This window comes from Paraburkholderia sp. CNPSo 3076, assembly GCF_026343935.1.
Taxonomy (GTDB): domain Bacteria; phylum Pseudomonadota; class Gammaproteobacteria; order Burkholderiales; family Burkholderiaceae; genus Paraburkholderia; species Paraburkholderia nodosa.
Genome location: NZ_JAPMAL010000043.1, coordinates 29,162 through 47,328, shown reverse-complemented (window position 1 = coordinate 47,328; position 18,167 = coordinate 29,162). Strand labels below are relative to the sequence as shown.

The window sequence follows — 18,167 nt, the reverse complement described above, 5'->3', positions numbered from 1 at the left end:
CGATGATCGACACCCTGCTCGCACCGATCAGCGCCGACGCGCCGTGCGGACCGGACCTCGAATACGACGCCGACTTTCTGGCGCTCCAGCGCAGCGCGGCCGGCAAGCCGGACGAACAGTATGGCGAGACCCGCATCGCCGCGCAGCCGCCCGCATGGCGCGACGTGGAGCGCATCGCGCTCGCGCTGCTCGCGCGCACGAAGGATCTGCGCGTCGTCGTGCCGCTCACGTATGCGTGGATCGACCGCCGCGGTCTGGAAGGCTATGCGGACGGGCTGCGTCTCACGACGTCGCTGCTCCACACGTACTGGGAGCCGCTGCATCCCATGCTCGCCGTGGACGGCACGCCCGATCCGCTGCCGCGCTTCAATGCTCTCGCCGAGCTTGCGGGTCCGCAGGGCTGCGCGCGCGCCGCGCGCGAGCAGCCGCTTCTCGGCGCGCTGAGCGTGAGCGCGGCGCTCAACGTGCTCCAGCAGGCCGAGGGTGCCGATGGCGCTCATGCAGACGCCTACGCTGGCGGACGCGAGCGACTCGTGCGCGAGTGGCGCGACGCGCTCGAGTCGGCCAGCCCGGCTCTGCGTGCGGGGCTCACGATTTGGGAGCATCTCGCGCATTTGCGGCGCATCGTGAGCGAGCGTCTCGGCGACGCGTGGACGCTCGATGCGAGCGCGCTCGAGCGACAGCTCGCCATCCTGGCGACGGCGCTGCCTTCCGGCAGGGCGCAGGAAGCCACGCCGGAAGCGGGCGGCCAAGCACCGCAACCCATGCCGCAGCAGCGGGGCGTTGCGCCGCCGCGCGCCGCTAGCACCGCCAATGGCGCAAACGGCGCCGCATGGCGCGACGCCGAGATATCGAGCCGGTCCGACATCGACGTCGGGCTCGAAAAGATGTGCCGCTACTTCGAGCTGCACGAGCCGAGCCATCCGGCGCCGATCTTTTTGCGCCGCGCGCAACGCCTGCTCTCGCTGAACTTCTACGAGATCTTCCGCGACATCGCACCGGAGAGCGTGCGCGAGCTCGACCATCTGAGTGGTCATCGCAACGAATCGCCGCAGTGATGCGCGGCGATGCAAGACGGCGCGCGGCCCCGGATGCGCAAGGGCCGCACAGGGATCAACGCAGGGATCGATACAGTAATCGATCCCGTGAAGCGCACGGGTTGCGCGGGAGCTGAATCACATGTCTCGACACAAGCCATCGGCAGGAGCCCAGAAGTTCATCGGGCGCAATCGCGCGCCCCGCGTGCAGATCGAGTACGACGTCGAGCTCTACGGCGCCGAGCAGAAAGTGCAGTTGCCGTTCGTGATGGGCGTGCTGGCCGATCTCGCAGGCAATCGCGGCGACGCGCTGCCCGAGCTGGCCGAGCGCCGCTTCGTGGAGATCGACGTCGACAACTTCGACGACCGCATGAAATCGATTGCGCCGACGCTCGCGTTCGAGGTGCCCAACACGCTTACGGGCGACGGCGTGCTCGGCGTGGAGATGGCGTTCAGCAGCATGGACGACTTCTCGCCCGCCGCGCTCGCCCGTAACGTCGAGCCCCTGCGGCGCCTGCTCGAAGCGCGTACCCAGCTCGCGAACCTGCTTTCGTACATGGACGGCAAGCGCGGTGCGGAGGCGTTAATCGCGCGAGCGCTCGGCGATCCGGCGCTGCTGGCTGAGCTCTCCGAGCCCAAGGCGCTTGCCGGGCCGAAGGATGCGGACGACCCGCCGCAACGCGGCAATGATCCAAAGCACGAGTAAAAGCAGGAGGACGAACATGAGCCGGACCGAGCCGCAAAACGCGCTGCAAATCCCAGTCTCCACCTTGCCCGCAACCACGCTCAGCGGCGAGCAGTTCGCCGTGCTGCTGGAGCGCGAGATCAGCCCCAAGACCGAGCTTGCGCGCGAGACGGTGCAGAGCGCGGTGCAGACGCTCGCGCGCGAGGCGCTCGAGCACAGCGGCAGCGCGACGCTGTCGTCGGACGCTTACGAGGGCGTGCGGCAAGTGATCGCCGCGATCGACCAGAAGCTTTCCGCGCAGATCAACGCCATGCTGCATCACCCAGAGTTCCAGCGTCTGGAGGCCTCGTGGCGCGGCCTGCACTATCTCGTGAACAACACGGAAAGCGACGAGATGCTCAAGATCCGCGTCATGCCTGCAAGCAAGCAGGAGTTGGCGCGCATGCTCAAGCGCCACAAGGGTATTGCATGGGACCAGAGCCCGCTCTTCAAGAAAATCTATGAAGAGGAGTACGGACAATTGGGCGGCGAGCCATTCGGTTGCCTCGTGGGCGATTATTACTTCGATCACAGCCCGCCCGATGTCGAAATGCTGCAGTCCGTCTCGAAGATCGCGGCGGCGGCGCATGCGCCATTCATCGGCGGGGTATCGTCGGCGCTCATGCAGATGGACTCGTGGCAGGAACTCTCGAATCCACGCGACCTCACGAAGATCTTCCAGAACACCGAGTACGCCGCCTGGCGCAGCCTGCGCGAATCGGAAGACTCCCGCTATGTCGGGCTCGCGATGCCGCGCTTCCTCGCGCGGCTGCCTTACGGCGCGCGTACCGACCCCGTCGACGAATTCGAGTTCGAGGAGGAGACCGACGGCGCGCGGCACGATCACTACACCTGGACCAATGCGGCCTATGCGATGGCGGCCAACATCAACCGCTCGTTCAAGCTCTACGGCTGGTGCTCGGCGATTCGTGGCGTGGAGTCGGGTGGCGCGGTCGAGAATCTGCCATGCCACACGTTCCCGACCGACGATGGCGGGGTCGACCTCAAGTGTCCCACCGAGATCGCGATCAGCGACCGGCGCGAAGCGGAGCTTGCGAAGAACGGGCTGATTCCGCTCATTCACCGCAAGAACTCCGACGTGGCCGCCTTTATCGGCGTGCAGTCGCTCTACCAGAGCGCGGAGTACCACGACCCCGACGCGACGGCCAACGCCCGGCTCTCCGGCCGGTTGCCGTACCTGTTCGCGTGCAGCCGCTTCGCGCATTACCTCAAGTGCATCGTGCGCGACAAGGTAGGCTCGTTCCGCGAGCGTCCGGACATGGAGCGCTGGCTCAACGACTGGATCATGAACTACGTGGATGGCGACCCCGCGAACTCATCGCAGGAGACCAAGGCGCTCAAGCCGCTGGCCGACGCGAGGGTGGAAGTGGAGGCCGTGGAGGACAACCCCGGCTATTATTCCGCCCGCTTCTTCCTGCGGCCGCACTATCAGCTCGAAGGGCTTACGGTGTCGCTCAGGCTGGTGTCGCGGCTGCCGGCGGTGCCCGCCGGAAGTTAAACAGGATGACTGATCAAATGAATCTGGCGGCGTAATTCGCAGCCGGTCTCGACAGGCAAACAGGCAGGCAGACGGGAGAACCGCAATGGGCGTGGCGATGTTTATGAAGGTGGACGGCGCGACCGGCGAATCCGCCGACAAGCAGCACACCGGCTGGAGCGATATCCAGTCGTTTTCCTGGGGCGCGACCCAGCCAGCAGCGATGGCGATGGGCGGCGGCGGCAACGCGGGCAAGGCGAACTTCGATGACCTGGTCGTGAGGGCTTATATGGACAAGGCGACGCCGGCGATCATCAAGCATTGCGCGAGCGGCAAGCATCTCTCGAAGGTGGAGATATCGTCGTGCAAGACGGGGGGCGAGCAGATCGAATTTTCGCGGGTCACGCTCGAAGAGGTGATCGTAACCGCGGCGCGCGTGGTGGGCGCCGATGCGAGCGACGCCACCGACCGTCTCTTGATGCAATACGGCTTCCAGGCCGCGCGCGTGAAGAAGCAGTACTGGGAGCAGAACGCGAACGGCGGCAAGGGGCCCGAGGTCACGATGGGCTGGGACATCAAGAAGAACAGCGAAATGTGAGGCCCGCATGCCGAATGCCTCCCATCGTCTGGACCCTTCGCGAGCGCCAGCGGACAGCGCCGCACACATACGCGCGGCGACGCCCATGTTGTTTGACCGTCTGAGGGAAGGCGCGCCGCCACGCGGCGCCGCTCACGCCGACGCGCTGCTCGATGCGGTGCTGCGCGATCTCTCGTGGCTGCTCAACACGGCCTGCGCGCTCGACGAGCGCACCGCGCGCCACTATGCCGAAGCCGCCCGCTCGGTGCTCAACTTCGGCGTACCCGCCCTGGCGGGCACGCCGCTCTCCGGCATCGATACGCAATATCTGGAAAACGCGCTGCGAGAGGCGATCGTGTGCTTCGAACCGCGCCTGCAAGGCGGCAGTGTCGAGGTGCGCTGCGTGAGCGACGCGCCGCGCGCAAGGCGGCACAACGTGCTGACCTTCGAGATTTCCGGACGCCTCGCCTGTTGCGATCCGCCGCTTGCCATGCTGGTGCACACGGAGCTGGACCTGGATTCCGGCGTCGCGCTGCTGCGGCCGCTGGGCGGTGCCGCGCAAGCCGCGACTGACGACGCCCGCCCGCGACGCTAAGGAAACGCTGCCCTATGGATGCACGCTTTCTCGACTACTACAACCGTGAGCTTGCCTGGTTACGCGAATCCGGCGCTGAGTTCGCGCGCCAGTACCCGAAGGTTGCGGGCGGCCTCGGCATGCGCGGCATCGACGTGGCGGACCCGTTCGTCGAACGGCTGCTGGAGGGCTTCTGCTTTCTCACCGCGCGCGTGCAATTGAAGATGGACGCGGAATTTCCGCGCTTCTCCGAACGGCTGCTCGACGTGGTGTACCCGGATCATCTCGCGCCCACGCCGGCGATGGCGATCATCCAGTTCCAGGCCGATTCCGCACAAGGCTCGCTAAGCCAGGGATTTACCGTGCCGGCAGGGACCAGTCTGATGGCGGCTGCGGCCGGCACTGCGACCGTCTGCGAATTCCGCACCGCGCAGCCAGTCACGCTGTGGCCGCTCTCGCTGCGCGAGGTCGAACTCGCGCCCGCACCCGCGGGCGTGCCGCCGCTTCCCGGCATGCCACGTGGAACGGGTAGCGGCGGCGTGCGCCGGGGCACTGGGCCGCTGCGAGCCTTGCGCATCGCGCTGACTGCGCGGGGCGGGGCGCGGCTGAGCCAGTTGCCGCTCGACCAGTTGACGTTTTTCCTCAGTGGCCCGGATCGTCAGGCGATGCGTTTGCTCGAACTCGTCTGCGCGCGCACGCTCGGTGTCGCGCTGCGCGAGGGCAACGAGGGCAAGTGGCTTGGCGCGCTGGGGCCGCAATGCGTCGTGCACGAAGGATTCGATGCGCAGCAGGCGCTCTTTCCGCCCGGCGCGCGCAGCTTCGAAGGCTACCGGATCCTGCGCGAGCACTTCGCGTTCGCCGCGCGCAACCTCTTTTTCAGCGTGTACGGTCTGCGCAGCGCACTGGCCAACGCGAGCAGCGAGAGCGTCGACCTCTTCGTGCTGCTGGACGGCGAAGACGCCGATCTCGAACGCAGCATCGACGCGACGCACCTTGCGCTCGATTGCACACCCGCAATTAACCTGTTCCCGAAGCGCACGGAGCGTGTCCCGGTGACGCCTGGCGCGAGCGAGTACCGGCTGATGGTCGACCGCACGCGCGCGCTGGACTACGAGGTATTCGCAGTGAAGCGCGTGATCGGCCATCGCGCGGGCGCCGACGGCGATTGCGATTTCCTGCCGCTCTACACATCGGCCGCCGACGACGCGCAGGAATCCGGCGCCTGGTTCAGCTTGCGGCGCGAGGTGCGGCTCGTCGGCACGCAGGCGCGGCGCAGCGGCACGCATTCGAACTATGCGGGCTCCGATGTCTACGTTTCGCTCGTCGACCGCCGGCGCGCACCGTTCGACGAGCGTATCGCGCTGCTATCGGCCGACACCCTTTGCACGAACCGCGACCTGCCGCTGCATCTTGCTTCTGGCAACGTCGGCGATCTCACGCTGAAGATCTCCGCGCCCGTGAGCCGCGTACGCATCGTGCGGGGTCCTTCGCTGCCGCGCCCGCCGCTTGCGCACGACGACGCGACGTGGCGGCTCATCGCGCATCTGGGGCTTAACTATCAGCCGCTCGCCGATATCGAGGACGAGGCCGGCGCCCAGCGGTTGCGCGAGCAACTGGAGATCTACGCCGGTCCCGCCGATGCGCCGCTCGCGCAGCGTATTCGCGGCATTCGGGGCCTCGTGTGCAGGCCGGTGTTCAGGCGACTGCCGGTGCCCGGTCCGCTCGTATATGGCCGTGGGGTGCGCGTGGAGATGACCGTCGACGACCATGCGTTCGCAGGCGACAGTCCCTACGCGCTCGGCGCGGCGCTCGAGCAGTTCTTCGCGCGGCACGCGTCGATCAATGCGTTCGTCGAATTCGCGCTGTACTCGGCGCAACGCGGCGAGATCGCCGAATGGCCCGCGCGGATCGGACGTAGGCCTGCGGTATGAATCGATCATCAGGATTCCGGAACATGAGCCAGCAAGAGCCGATCCCCGCCCGCCATGACAGGTACCAGGTGTTCTGGCGGCGGCTACGGGCCGCGCCGCACGAGCATGACCTGTTTCATCTGCTGCGCTGGATCGACGCGCTCGCAGGCGGCGAAGCGCCGCTCGGCGAGGCGCAGCATCCTGCGGGCGAGCCGGTGCGGCTCGGGCAGACGCCGTCGCTGTCGTTCGCGCCATCGATGGTGGCGGCGGTCGATGGCAAAGAAGACGTACAAGCGCAGGACGGACCGCCGCGCGTGCATATTCACGGCTTCGGGCTGTTCGGCCCGAACGGTCCGCTGCCGCAGCACGTGACGGAGTATGCGTACGAGCGCGTTCACAGTTTCGGCGACAACACGATGGGCGCGTTCGCCGACCTGTTCCACCATCGGCTGATCGTGCTGCTCTATCGCGCGTGGGCCGACGCGCAGCCGGTGGTCGGCCTCGACCGGCCCGGAGAGTCGCGCTTCGACCGCTATGTCGCGAGTCTCATCGGCCCCGCCGGCACGCGGAACGCGGCACCGCCGTTGCGTGCTCGAGACGTGCCGGGGCGCCATGCGAAGTACTTTCAGGCGGGCCACTGGGTGCGCCAGACGCGCAACCCCGAAGGGCTCGCGCAAATGCTGCGCCACGACTTCGGCGTGCCGGTGCGCATCGTCGAACATGTCGTGCGCTGGATCGCGCTGGGCGAGCGTCAGCGCAGCGCGATCGGCGCTGTGCGAGGCCCGCGGCGCGGCAGCGGGCAAGTCGCGCGCCAGCGCGCAACGGGGGCGGCGCTCGGCGAGGGCGCGCTGCTCGGACGTGCGGTGCGCGACGCGCAGGGCAGCTTTCGCATCGTGCTGGGGCCGCTGCCGCTCGCGCGCTACCAGGGTTTCCTGCCCGGTGGCGCGGACTCGGCCCGGCTCGTGCATTGGGTGCGCGAGTACATCGGCGCCGAGTTCGGCTGGGACCTGCAACTCGAACTGGCAGCGTCTGAGGTGCCGCGCGCAACGCCCGGCGGCGCGGGCAGGCTCGGTTTGTCAACCTGGCTCGGGCGGCGCCTGAGCCATGAACCCGCGCGCGACCTCGTGGTCGATCTGGTTGCGCGTGCGCAGGGAGGCTGACGCATGGCGCGCATATTCACCCTCGACAGTCCGCCAGGCGACGAACTCAAGTTCTACCGCCTGAACGGCGAAGAGGCACTCGGGCATCCGTTCGAGTGGCGCATCGAGGCACTTGCCGCGAGTCACAACGTGTCGCTGCGCGAACTGCTCGGCAAGGCGGTGACCGTGCGCGTCGAACTGGCCGTGGGCGGGGAGCGTTACCTGAACGGGATCGTTTCGCGCGCCTCGTTGATCGGGCGCCATGCCGAGCGTTACTACGCGTACGAGTTGATCGTGCGGCCGTGGCTCTGGCTCGCGAGCCGCAGCGCCGACTGCCGCATCTTTCAGGAAAAAAGCGTGCCGCAAATCGTGCAGCAGGTGCTCTCTCCCTATGGTTACCCGATTGAGAACCGGCTGACCGAAACCTATGCGCCGCGCGAGTACTGCGTGCAGTACAACGAGACCGATCTCGACTTCGTCTCGCGGCTCATGGAGGCGGAGGGCATCTATTACTTTTTCCGCCATGAGGCCGGTACGCACACGCTCGTGCTGTGCGACGCAATGGCTTCGCACCGCGACCTGCCTGGCTACGCGACGATTCCGTTCATCGGCCGCGACCGCGCCGCGATTGCTGACGAGGAGCATATCGACAGCTGGCAGCCGGTTCAGGAGGTGAGCGCGGGGCGGCGCGAGGCGAGCGACTACGACTATACGAAGCCGCACGCTGACCTGGGCGTGCAGCGCGCCGAGCCGCGCGGCCACGATCACGACGATTATTCGGTGTACGAATGGCCGGGTGGCTATCACGACGACGCGCACGGCGCCCAGCGCAATCGCGTGCGCCTGGAAGAGCTGCAGGGTACCTACGACCGCGCACAGGCGCATACCGACGTACGCGCGTGCGCGCCGGGGTACCTTTTTGAGCTGGAACGCTGCTCGCGCGCCGACCAGAACCGCAAATACCTGATCGTACATTGCACGTACCGTTTCCAGGAGAATCCATACGCAAGCCACACCGGCAACGAGCCCGTGCTGCACGAGGCCGATCTGCTTGCCCAGCCCGACAATTTGCCGTACCGCACGCCGCGCACGACGCGGGTGCCGCACACCAACGGCCCGCAGACGGCGGTCGTGGTCGGGCCGCCTGGTGAGGAGATCTGGACCGACCGCTACGGCCGCGTGAAGCTGCAGTTCCACTGGGACCGTTACGGGCGGCGCGACCAGGACTCGTCTTGCTGGGTGCGCGTTTCGAGCCCCTGGGCGGGCGGCGGTTTCGGCGGCGTGCAGATACCGCGCATCGGCGACGAGGTGATCGTCGACTTCCTGAATGGCGATCCCGATTATCCGATCGTGACCGGACGCGTCTACAACGCCGCGAGCATGCCGCCCTGGAGCCTGCCCGTGAGCGCGACGCAAAGCGGGTTGCTCTCGCGCTCGACGCCGGGCGGTACGCCCGAGCATGCGAATGTGCTGCGCTTCGAAGACCGCAAGGGCTCGGAGCAATTGTGGATGCATGCGGAGCGCAATTTCGACGCTGAGACAGAACTCGACCATTCGCTTTCCGTGGGGCACGACCACACGCACACGGTCGGGAACGATGAAACGATGCAGGTGAAGAACAACCGGCAGAGGAGTGTCGGGCAGAACGAGACCGTCAACATCGGGCAGCATCGGGTCGCACAGATCGGCCGGAACGAGACCACCAGTGTAGGCGGAGACCATAGCGTCACCGTGAAGGGCAACAGTACGCATACGGTCACCGACGGCAATCACAGCTTCACCGTGGCCAAAGGCACGCATACCGTGCAAGTCGAGCAGACCAGCACGCATGCGGTGGCCGCCGGCTCGCGCATCGTCGAAGTGGCCGTAGGCGACTACAGCGTGACCGCGGCGAACGCGGTTCTCGTGTATGGCAAAAAACAGGGTGTGGGCATCACCGGCGACGGCGGCGTCGGCATCACGGGCAGCAAGCTCGGCGTCGACGTGAACGGGAACGATGGTGGTGTCGGCATCACCGGCGATGGCAAGGGCCGGGGCGTGGCGATCACCGGGACAGGCAAGGGCGTCGTCATCGCCGGCACCCCTTTTACGGAAGTCTATGGCACGACCAACGTGGACATCTCGGCGCCCACGGTCAACGTCGGCGATCAGGACGTCAAGCAGGTCAACATCAACGCGAAGAAGATCGTCATCTCGACGGACGGGGCGAGCATCCAGCTCGACGCGTCAGGGATCACGATTCAGGGGACGATCGCCCATATCAACTAGTCGTGCAGGAGAACGGAGAGGATCTTATGGACGCTCACGCAGATCAAACCGATGAAGCGATGGCTACGCAAGCCACATACATCGATCCCGACACCATCGACGACGCCACACGCGCGAAGCTGCGCGCCCTTTTCGATGCGGGCACGGTCCCTGGTCCGGCAGCGCCCGCGCGAGCGCCCGCCATGGAGGGTCTGCTCGCAGCCGAGGTGACCGACACCCATCATCCGGACAGCCCCGGTCGGGTGCGGGTGCGCTGGCACTCCGCCCAGGGCGAGGCCGTGGAGTGCTGGCTGCAATGCCTGCACGGGCATCGGCCGCGCAGGGGCGATCGCGTACTCGTCGAGCAGCCGGTGAACTGGTCAGAGCCGCTTGTCACGGGGATTCTTTCGGCAAGCGCCGCAGGGGCCGAAGCGGGCATCACCGAGGCGCCTGGCATGCATGGCGCAACCGGCGCGGCCGAGACGCACGCGAGCCAGACCGTGAAGCTCGCGCCCGACGAATGCGTGCAGATCGACGATGCACATGGCAAACCGCTGGTGCAGATTCTCGCTTCGAGCGCGGGACCGGTGGTGCGCCTCATGAGCTCGAACGTCAACCTCGAGGCCGCGGGCAAGCTCAGCCTGCGCGCGCAAGCGCTTGAGCTGGAGGCAGGCCGCGGCGGCGTCGATATCCGCACCGAGGCCGATACCGTGGTGCGCAGTCGCTACATTCGGCTGAACTGACGCACGAGGGCATCGGGTGATGCAGCGTGAATTTTCCGCCGCGGATGCTGCGCTGGGCGCGTTCATCGAGCAGCCCGACTATCCGACGCTCGTGCTCGGCGCAACCGATCTCGACGTCGTGTTCGCGTTCAGGATGCTGCAGGAACGCGATCGGCGCGACGGGCAGCGCGTCTACCTGCTGTTTCCGTTCGAATGCGCCGCGTCGGGCCGCTTTGTGCAGCAGTGCATGGCATCGCTCGCCGCGCAGATTGACGCAGAGAACCAGGTGCGCGCGCAAGAGGGCGTGATGCCGTGGGCCGAGCTCCCGCTGCTTTGCACCGATCCGGCGCAGCACCCCGCTCGGCGCCTAAGAGCGGCGATCGAGCATGTGCGCACACTGGTTGCGGATGGCGTCGATATCGTCTGGGGGCTCATGCCATCGACTCTCGAGGACGCCGCCGGTTATCGCGAGACGGTGTTGCCGCTGCTCGCGCTCGATGGCTTCGAGGCGTGGATGCAGGGCCACCGCTTCTGCGTTCGCGACGATAGTTCGCGGCGCATCCTGCTGCCGCAAGAGCAGCACGCGCAAGCGCAACACGTGCTCGTGCTCGACCTCGACTTCTCGCCGGAAAAGACCGCCGATGTCCTGGTGGGCGCGATGAACGACGCAGGTCGCCCGCTGGCTGAGCGGATGCAGACGGCGATGCAGCTGGCCGCGCTCGATCTCACGCACGGTCGGCTCGACCAGGCGCTGGAGAAATATCGCCTGCTGTATCGCTGGCATCGCGAGCAGTGCAACCCGCTCGGGCTGGCGCTGGCGCTGGGCGGAATCGGCGATGTCGCGACGCGCAGCGGCCAGCACGCCGATGCGAGCCGCTGGTATGCACATGCGCTCGATGCCGCGGCGGACAGCGGCAACCTGGGCGTGACGCTCAATATTCTCATGGCGTCTGGGGAAGCTTGCCTGCGCCTGAAACAGCCCGCGCGCGCGGCCGAATATTTCGAGCTCGCGAGCCGCGGTGCGGACAAGCTGATGTTCCCGCACGCGAGCGTCGCCGCACTGGAGAAGCTCGGCGTGGCCCTGCTGGGTGCGCATAAGACGCCCGAGGCAGCACGCACGTGGACCGAGGCGAAAACGCTGTGCGAGCGCTTCGGTTGCGAGCATCAGCGCCGCTCGCTGCTCGAACGGCTGGCCGCCCTGTATGCGCAGGCCGGCTTGAAGACGCAGGCGAAAGCCTACGAGATGGAGAAAGATCGGATTCCTTCATATCCTGAGGGAGCGCGTCGATAAATGAGCACCCCGCCCGTCAATCCGGCCAGCCCGGCTAGCGAGCCGCCCCCGCCGCCTGCACCGTTGATCTCGCCGACCGGCAACACGTCGGTCGACGCGCTTGCCAGTGCGGTCAATGCCGGCGCGCAGCCGTTTCAGCAGCTCGGTAACCCGAAGGCGAACACGCTTGACCGCGTCACTAACGTTGTGAGCGGTGCGGTGGGCAGTCTCGGCGCGCTCGACCAGTTGCTCAATACGGGCATGGCGATGATTCCCGGTGCGAATCTTGTGCCTGGCATGCCGGCGGCGTTCATCGGTGTGCCGCATCTCGGGGTGCCACATGCGCACGCGCACCCGCCGAGCGACGGTGTGCCGATGCCGAGTTGCGGCGTGACGATCGGAAGCGGCTGCCTGAGCGTGCTGTATGGGGGCATGCCCGCTGCACGGGTGCTCGACATCGGCCTCGCGCCCACCTGTGGCGGCTTTGCGCCCGTCTTCGAGATCTGCACCGGATCGAGCAATACCTTCATCGGTGGCGCGCGCGCGGCGCGCATGGCGCTGGACCTGACGCGTCACTGCAATCCGCTCGGCATGAGCGGTGCCGGGCATGCCGAGCAGGACGCTGAGAAGGCGAGCGCACTAAAGCGTGCGATGCACATTGCCGGAATGGCGGCGCCGGTGGCCTCCGGCGGGCTGACGGCCGCCGACCAGGCCGTGGATGGGGCCGGGGCGGCCGCCGGCGAGATGACGGCGGCGCAGACAGCGGCAGACGCGATCGCGATGGCGATGAGCAATCTGATGGGCAAGGATCCCGGCGTTGAGCCAGGAATGGGAACGCTGATCGATGGCGACGAGAGCGTCCTGATCGGCGGATTCCCGATGCCCGATGCGCTTGCCATGTTGATGCTGGGTTGGGGGCTGCGCAAGAAGGCGCACGCCCCCGAAGATGCCGGGGAATCCAAGCGTACGGAGCAAGGGGAATGCAAGGGCGGCCACCCTGTCGACGTGGTCAGGGGCACGGCGGAGAATGAGTTTACCGACTATGCGACCGTCGACGCGCCCGCCTTCAAATGGGAGCGCTACTACCGTAGCGACTGGAGCGAACGCGACGGCGCGCTGGGCTTCGGCTTTCGTCACAGCTTCCAGCACGAACTGCGCTTGCTGCGCACGCGTGCGATTTACGTAGATGGCCCAGGCCGCGCCTATGTGTTCCGGCGCAGTGCTTCGGGGCGCTACGAGGATGTGTTCGCAGGCTACGAACTGGAGCAGCAGGGGGAGAATCGATTCGTATTGCTTCACGCCACGCACGGCAAATTCACATTCGACCGCGCGAGTGGGGTGCAAGCATCGGCTCGGCTCGTACGCCATGTGCGCGAGGGTGTCGAAAGCACGGTGCGCTACGCAGGTGACGGCACGTTGCAGCACATCGAGCAAACAGCCGGGCGTGAGCAGCGCCGCCGGATGATCGACCTGCTTTACGATGCACGCGGCCATGTCGTGGAAATGCGTGTGACCGACCCTCGAGGCGCGGTCCTGTGCGCCGCCCGCTATCGCTACGACGCCACTGGGTGCCTCGTGGCGTCCACCGATGCGCTCGGCGCCTCGATGACCTATGGCTACGACGCGTGGCGACGCATGATCCGCGAAACGGACGCCAATGGCTACTCGTTCTCCTACCGTTACGACAGCGGCGGCCGTTGCGTGGAAAGCGCGGGGCAGGACGGCCTGTGGCGGGTGCTGCTCGACTATCAGCCTGGCCGCACGGTGGTGACGCAAGCCGACGGCGGTAAGTGGACCTACCTGTACGACGCGGCGCGTACGGTGACGCGTATCGTCGATCCTTATGGCGGCGCGACCGAGCGCGTGACGGGCGACGACGGACGCATTGTCGAGGAGGTCGATTCGGGTGGGCGCGTCATGCGCTGGCTCTATGATGAACGAGGTGATAATACCGGACGCCTGGATCGCTGGGGAAATCGCTGGCCCACGCGAGACGAGGCCCCACAGTTGCCCAATCCCCTTGCGCATGTTGTCCCTGCGAGGCCGCTGGAACTGCTCTGGGGGGATGCCAGACCCGAGGACTTGACGGACAGGTTGCTGTTGCCACCGGAGATCGAAGCAGTCGCAGTGGCCGCTTTCGCATCGAGCGCCGCAGTGCTTGAGCCTGCCGAGGAGCGTGATGGAGCGGGCCGCGTGATCGGCAGCACGGACGCATCTGGGCATTCTGAATGCCTGAGCCGTGACGCTGCCGGCAACGTGGTGCAACGACGCGATAAAGACGGGCACGACTATGAATACAGCATCGCATCGTGGAACCTGCGTGAAAGTGAAACCGATCCGCTGGGCAACACCGTCCGATACCGGTATTCACCTAAACAAGAGATCACGGCCATCGTCGATGCGAACGGCAACGAGAGCCGGTACACGTATGACTACAAGGGCCGGCTTACCCGTGTGGCACGACACGACACGATACGCGAATCATACGTATACGACACGGGTGACCGGCTGATCGAAAAACGCGATGGTGCTGGCAACACATTGCTGCGTTTCGAGGTAGGCGAGAACGGCTTGCATAGCAAGCGCATCCTCGCGAGCGGCGAAACCCATACCTACGAGTACGACCGTCGCGGCAACTTTACCAGAGCGTCGACGGATAAATTCGAAGTCACACTGACTTACGACGCAAACGGTCGCCGCACAGGCGACAAGCGCGATGGGCGCGGTATCGAGCACAGTTTCGTTGGTGAGCGTCTTGAGAGCACGACCTATTTTTCGCGCTTCGTCGCGCGCTACGACGCGGGCCCGACTGGCGACGTGGTGATTCATACGCCGGATGGAGGTGTCCATCGGCTTCAGCGCGCAGCGGACGGCACGGTGCTGGTCCGGCTAGCCAACCGCACCAATGTGCTGTACCGGTTCGATTCGGACGGTCGATGCACCGGGCGGCTGAATTGGCCGGAAGGTCGCATGACAGAGATCCATTGCGTGCAATACCAATACAGCGCGACGGGCGAGTTGCAGTGCGCGATCGACAGCACGGGGGGCACCACCGAGTACCAATACGATGCCGCGCACCGGCTGGTTGGCGAGAGCCGCGATGGCTGGACCGTTCGCCGCTTTGAATATGACCGCGGCGGAAACCTCCTGTCGACGCCGACATGCCAGTGGATGCGCTATACCGAGGGCAACCGGCTTTCGGGCGCTGCGTGTGGTGCGTTTTGCTACAACAGTCGCAATCATTTGGCCGAGCAGATCGGCGAGAACAACCGTCGCACAACCTGGCAGTACAACAGCATGGATCTGCTGGTGCGGGTCCAATGGAGCGATCGTCAGGAGAATTGGAGTGCGGAATACGACGGCCTATGCCGGCGTATCGCGAAAGCGATGGGGCACGCGCGCACGCAGTACTTCTGGGATGGGGATCGGCTTGCCGCCGAAGTGGCTCCGAATGGACAGCTAAGGATCTACGCCTACGTGAACGAGACATCATACCTGCCGTTCATGTTTATCGATTACGACGGTTGTGACGCCGCTCCGGAGTCTGGTCGGACCTACTACGTCTTCTGCAATCAAGTGGGGCTGCCCGAGTGGATTGAAGATATTTCGGGAGGGTGCGTATGGAGTGTGAACGAGATCGATCCCTATGGGGCGATATGCGTCGCACCAGGCAACGAACTGGAATACAACCTTCGCTGGCCGGGTCACTGGTTCGATCCGGAAACAGGTCTTCACTACAACCGGTTCAGATCGTACAGCCCGGTGCTCGGAAGATACTTGCAGTCAGACCCGGCAGGGCAAGCTGGCGGCATTAACCTCTATGCGTATACCGCTAACCCACTGGTTCTCATTGACGTTTTGGGCCGTGAATGCCCGCATGGAAACGAAAGTTCGAGCGAGTGTTCGCAGTGCGCGGACCGGGAAGAGGCGGCGCGGATTCGTCAGGAGAAGCTGCAATTAATCGCGAGACGAATGGAAATCGAAGAGGAGGTTACTGGCCATCCAGGAACACTCCTCGCACCCTACGATCTGACGGGGAAAGATAGCCGCTATGAGGACGAATACAAGCGGCTCCTCAACGACATAAACACGAAGCAGGAGGCCGAAGACGCTGCGTTGCTCAGAGAGCAGTTCCCGTCCATGGACGCTGTCACGCTCCCACCGTTCGATGGAAAGACCACCATTGGCTATATGTTTTACACGGATGCAAATGGGCAGTACCACGTTAGAAAGCTGTACTCGGGAGGCAAGGTGCTATCGAACTACGACTCATCGGGGCACGTTGAGGGCAACGCGGCTCTGATCATGCGAGATGAGGGAATAACGGAGGCGGTGGTGATCCACAATCACCCATACGGAACATGTCACTATTGCTATGGGCAAGTGGAGACTTTGCTTCCGAAAAATGCGAAGCTACGGGTCATTCCTCCAGAGAACGCGATAGCGCCAACGAAGTACTGGCACGATCAGCCCAAGGATTACTTTGGAAATTCAGCGGATCCCAAGCCGCCGCCGAACTGATAGGGGCATAGACAGGTGATGGAAGCCATCAAAATGGAATATGTTGGCGGCGCGTGCGAAATGCACACGCGTCAGGAGTTGGACGCCGCGCTTGCGCAGTGGAGCGGCGCGGCGAACGACTACTGGCTGTCCCACGGCAACGCCAAATTTCCAGCCTTGGCGGTCATGGCCAATGGGCCGTTGGCTACTGCGCATTACTTTCCCGACGCACGTCATCCTGGGTTCATTTCCCTAGGCAATGTAAATGGACTGGATCCCGATGGTACCAGCACGTTTTTCCTGACTGACACGGAAACGACGGACGTAGCCAATTATCGAGTCATACCCATTGAGGTTGCATGGGAGGCTGCGCGAGAATTCGCCGAATGCTCGCGTCGACCGAACTGCATCGAGTGGATCGAGCTTTAGAGTCGCTAACACAACCGCGACATGAGGCCATGACGGCCATATCCTGGACAGCATGTCCAGGTTGTGTTAGCGACTCTTAATCGGCTTCTCGACAGAAACCTTGCTGTCAATTCCTCCGTCGGCGGGACGCTAACCACGTTAAGGACAAAAGAGATGAATCGTGGTGGATGTGCCATCCGCACGTGCGTCGGGACGCCTTCCATCCGGCCGAGATCGACCGAGATGGAATGGACACCGCCCTCCCTTTGGGGGTTCAGAGTCTGGCAGGAAAGCGGAGGCCCTCCAAAATTGAACGGCATCAATAGTCAGAGTGGGGTTTCGACACGTCCACTTGAGGAACGGAGGGCCCCAATGAATGTTACGACATACGGATTGGATATTGGAGAGCACGTGTTCCGGAGGTACTGGGTCGACGTTCAAATCGGCGAGATAGCCAACTGGCCGTACCGGATCGACCCGAGCGACGGATGCGATGGTTTGTCATCGATGATCGGCCAAGCCGATGACACGCCGCGGGCGAGGGCGGACCCGCGGGGAACGGACCGGCGAGGGTGGCCGGTCCTTCGCCCACCAAACGGCTGGATCGGCGCTATGCCCCGGGCGCATCGATCACGAACTGCGCCTTGAATGCCTCGAGCAGCGCATGCGAATCGTCAACGTTGTCCCCGAACATGTGAGTCACCGCTCGCGCGAGCAGGTCGGCCTGCAGCGTGGCGTAGGTCTCAGGTGGCTGGAGCATGGCTCGCACGGCTTCACGGGTCGCGTTGTTTGCCACATCGCGCGCGTCGCGCGCAAGCATCCCCGCAGAGTAAGCGTCATTTCGTGGCCGCATGGACAGAGCTGAAGCCGGTGTCCAAAGTGATGTCCGTTACTTCAAGTGATGGGGACTACTTTGGACACACGGAATGCGCGATCATCGAACCGCAAGGGCCGACCGAACTACACACCAGAGTACCGACGGCAAGTTGCCGTCGCGGCGTGCGAGCCGGGTATTTCGGTGGCCAAGCTCGCGCAGGCGCACGGACTGAATCCGAATATGGTGTTCAAGTGGCGCCGGCAACTGCGGGCGGGCCTGTTTGAAGGGGTGGCGCACAGCACAGCGGTGTTGCTGCTCGTAGCGCTACCTGATGCACCGACCGGCGAGACCGCAGCACCGGCGTCGCTCGCTCTACAACCTGTCGAGCCACATCGCGAGAGCGTACCGGCGGCGTCGGGCATCGAGATCGAACTGAACGGTGCCCGTGTACGCGTCACGGGCATGGTCGACCCTGTGCAGTTGCGCCTCGTGCTGCGCTGCCTGATGCCAGCATGATTGCGCCGCCAGGCGGTACCCGCGTATGGCTGGCAGCGGGCGTTACCGATATGCGCCGCGGCATGGATGGACTTGCCGCGCTGGTGCAGTCAGCACTCGGACGTGATCCCTTCTCGGGGCACATCTTCCTGTTTCGTGGGCGTCGCGGTGACCTCATCAAGATTTTATGGTGGAGCGGTGACGGCATGAACCTGTACGCGAAACGACTCGAGCGTGGACGCTTCGTGT

At 65.0% G+C, this 18,167-nt stretch carries 14 protein-coding genes and 1 pseudogene; 14 read left to right on the top strand and 1 reads right to left on the bottom strand.

Translation table 11 applies throughout. The features are described 5' to 3' along the window. The first annotated feature begins 2 nt into the window (after positions 1-2). From tssA to M3A49_RS35950, 12 genes are all read left to right on the top strand, one after another. Positions 3-1,058: a type VI secretion system protein TssA gene (gene tssA / locus M3A49_RS36005; protein ID WP_266233135.1), complete on the top strand. Its 1,056-nt coding sequence runs from the start codon at positions 3-5 to the stop codon at positions 1,056-1,058. Positions 1,059-1,179: 121 nt separating this feature from the next. Next, positions 1,180-1,743 carry a type VI secretion system contractile sheath small subunit gene (gene tssB / locus M3A49_RS36000; RefSeq protein ID WP_254357700.1) on the top strand — a complete coding sequence of 188 codons (564 nt, stop codon included), beginning with the start codon at positions 1,180-1,182 and terminating at the stop codon, positions 1,741-1,743. Positions 1,744-1,759: 16 nt separating this feature from the next. Next, positions 1,760-3,280, top strand: a complete 1,521-nt coding sequence (gene tssC / locus M3A49_RS35995) for a type VI secretion system contractile sheath large subunit (protein WP_266233134.1) — start codon at positions 1,760-1,762, stop codon at positions 3,278-3,280. An 85-nt stretch (positions 3,281-3,365) separates the two neighbouring features. Continuing rightward, positions 3,366-3,857, top strand: coding sequence for an Hcp family type VI secretion system effector (locus M3A49_RS35990; protein ID WP_254357702.1), 492 nt, complete (start codon positions 3,366-3,368; stop codon positions 3,855-3,857). An 85-nt stretch (positions 3,858-3,942) separates the two neighbouring features. Continuing rightward, positions 3,943-4,431 carry a type VI secretion system baseplate subunit TssE gene (gene tssE / locus M3A49_RS35985; protein ID WP_266233133.1) on the top strand — a complete coding sequence of 163 codons (489 nt, stop codon included), beginning with the start codon at positions 3,943-3,945 and terminating at the stop codon, positions 4,429-4,431. Positions 4,432-4,445: 14 nt separating this feature from the next. After that, on the top strand, positions 4,446-6,341 hold the full coding sequence (gene tssF, locus M3A49_RS35980) for a type VI secretion system baseplate subunit TssF (protein WP_266233132.1): 1,896 nt from the start codon (positions 4,446-4,448) through the stop codon (positions 6,339-6,341). A gap of 23 nt (positions 6,342-6,364) precedes the next feature. Then, entirely contained in the window at positions 6,365-7,480 is a 1,116-nt protein-coding gene (gene tssG / locus M3A49_RS35975) for a type VI secretion system baseplate subunit TssG (protein ID WP_266233131.1), read from the top strand. 3 nt (positions 7,481-7,483) lie between these two features. After that, the gene (locus M3A49_RS35970; protein WP_323183466.1) at positions 7,484-9,727 is read left to right on the top strand and encodes a type VI secretion system Vgr family protein; all 2,244 of its coding nucleotides are present in this window, start codon (positions 7,484-7,486) and stop codon (positions 9,725-9,727) included. 26 nt (positions 9,728-9,753) lie between these two features. After that, on the top strand, positions 9,754-10,449 hold the full coding sequence (locus M3A49_RS35965; RefSeq protein ID WP_266233130.1) for a hypothetical protein: 696 nt from the start codon (positions 9,754-9,756) through the stop codon (positions 10,447-10,449). A gap of 19 nt (positions 10,450-10,468) precedes the next feature. Then, a complete protein-coding gene (locus M3A49_RS35960) occupies positions 10,469-11,719 on the top strand; it encodes a tetratricopeptide repeat protein (protein ID WP_266233129.1) in 1,251 nt (416 codons plus the stop codon). Next, positions 11,720-16,219 (top strand): RHS repeat-associated core domain-containing protein, encoded by a 4,500-nt coding sequence (locus M3A49_RS35955; RefSeq protein WP_266233128.1) that lies wholly within the window; start codon positions 11,720-11,722, stop codon positions 16,217-16,219. 18 nt (positions 16,220-16,237) lie between these two features. Next, positions 16,238-16,627 carry an Imm1 family immunity protein gene (locus tag M3A49_RS35950; RefSeq protein ID WP_266233127.1) on the top strand — a complete coding sequence of 130 codons (390 nt, stop codon included), beginning with the start codon at positions 16,238-16,240 and terminating at the stop codon, positions 16,625-16,627. Between the two features lie 589 nt (positions 16,628-17,216). Here the strand turns inward: M3A49_RS35950 and M3A49_RS35945 are convergent. Then, positions 17,217-17,366 carry a hypothetical protein gene (locus M3A49_RS35945; RefSeq protein WP_266233126.1) on the bottom strand — a complete coding sequence of 50 codons (150 nt, stop codon included), beginning with the start codon at positions 17,364-17,366 and terminating at the stop codon, positions 17,217-17,219. A 141-nt stretch (positions 17,367-17,507) separates the two neighbouring features. On the opposite strand from M3A49_RS35945, the gene tnpA reads away from it, so the two are divergent. Both tnpA and tnpB read left to right on the top strand, forming a co-directional pair. After that, positions 17,508-17,939, top strand: a complete 432-nt coding sequence (gene tnpA / locus M3A49_RS35940; protein ID WP_266233143.1) for an IS66-like element accessory protein TnpA — start codon at positions 17,508-17,510, stop codon at positions 17,937-17,939. Then, positions 17,936-18,157: pseudogene (gene tnpB, locus M3A49_RS35935) on the top strand (IS66 family insertion sequence element accessory protein TnpB); the annotation flags it as partial. The gene tnpA and the pseudogene tnpB, both read left to right, overlap by 4 nt. Positions 18,158-18,167: the final 10 nt, after the last annotated feature.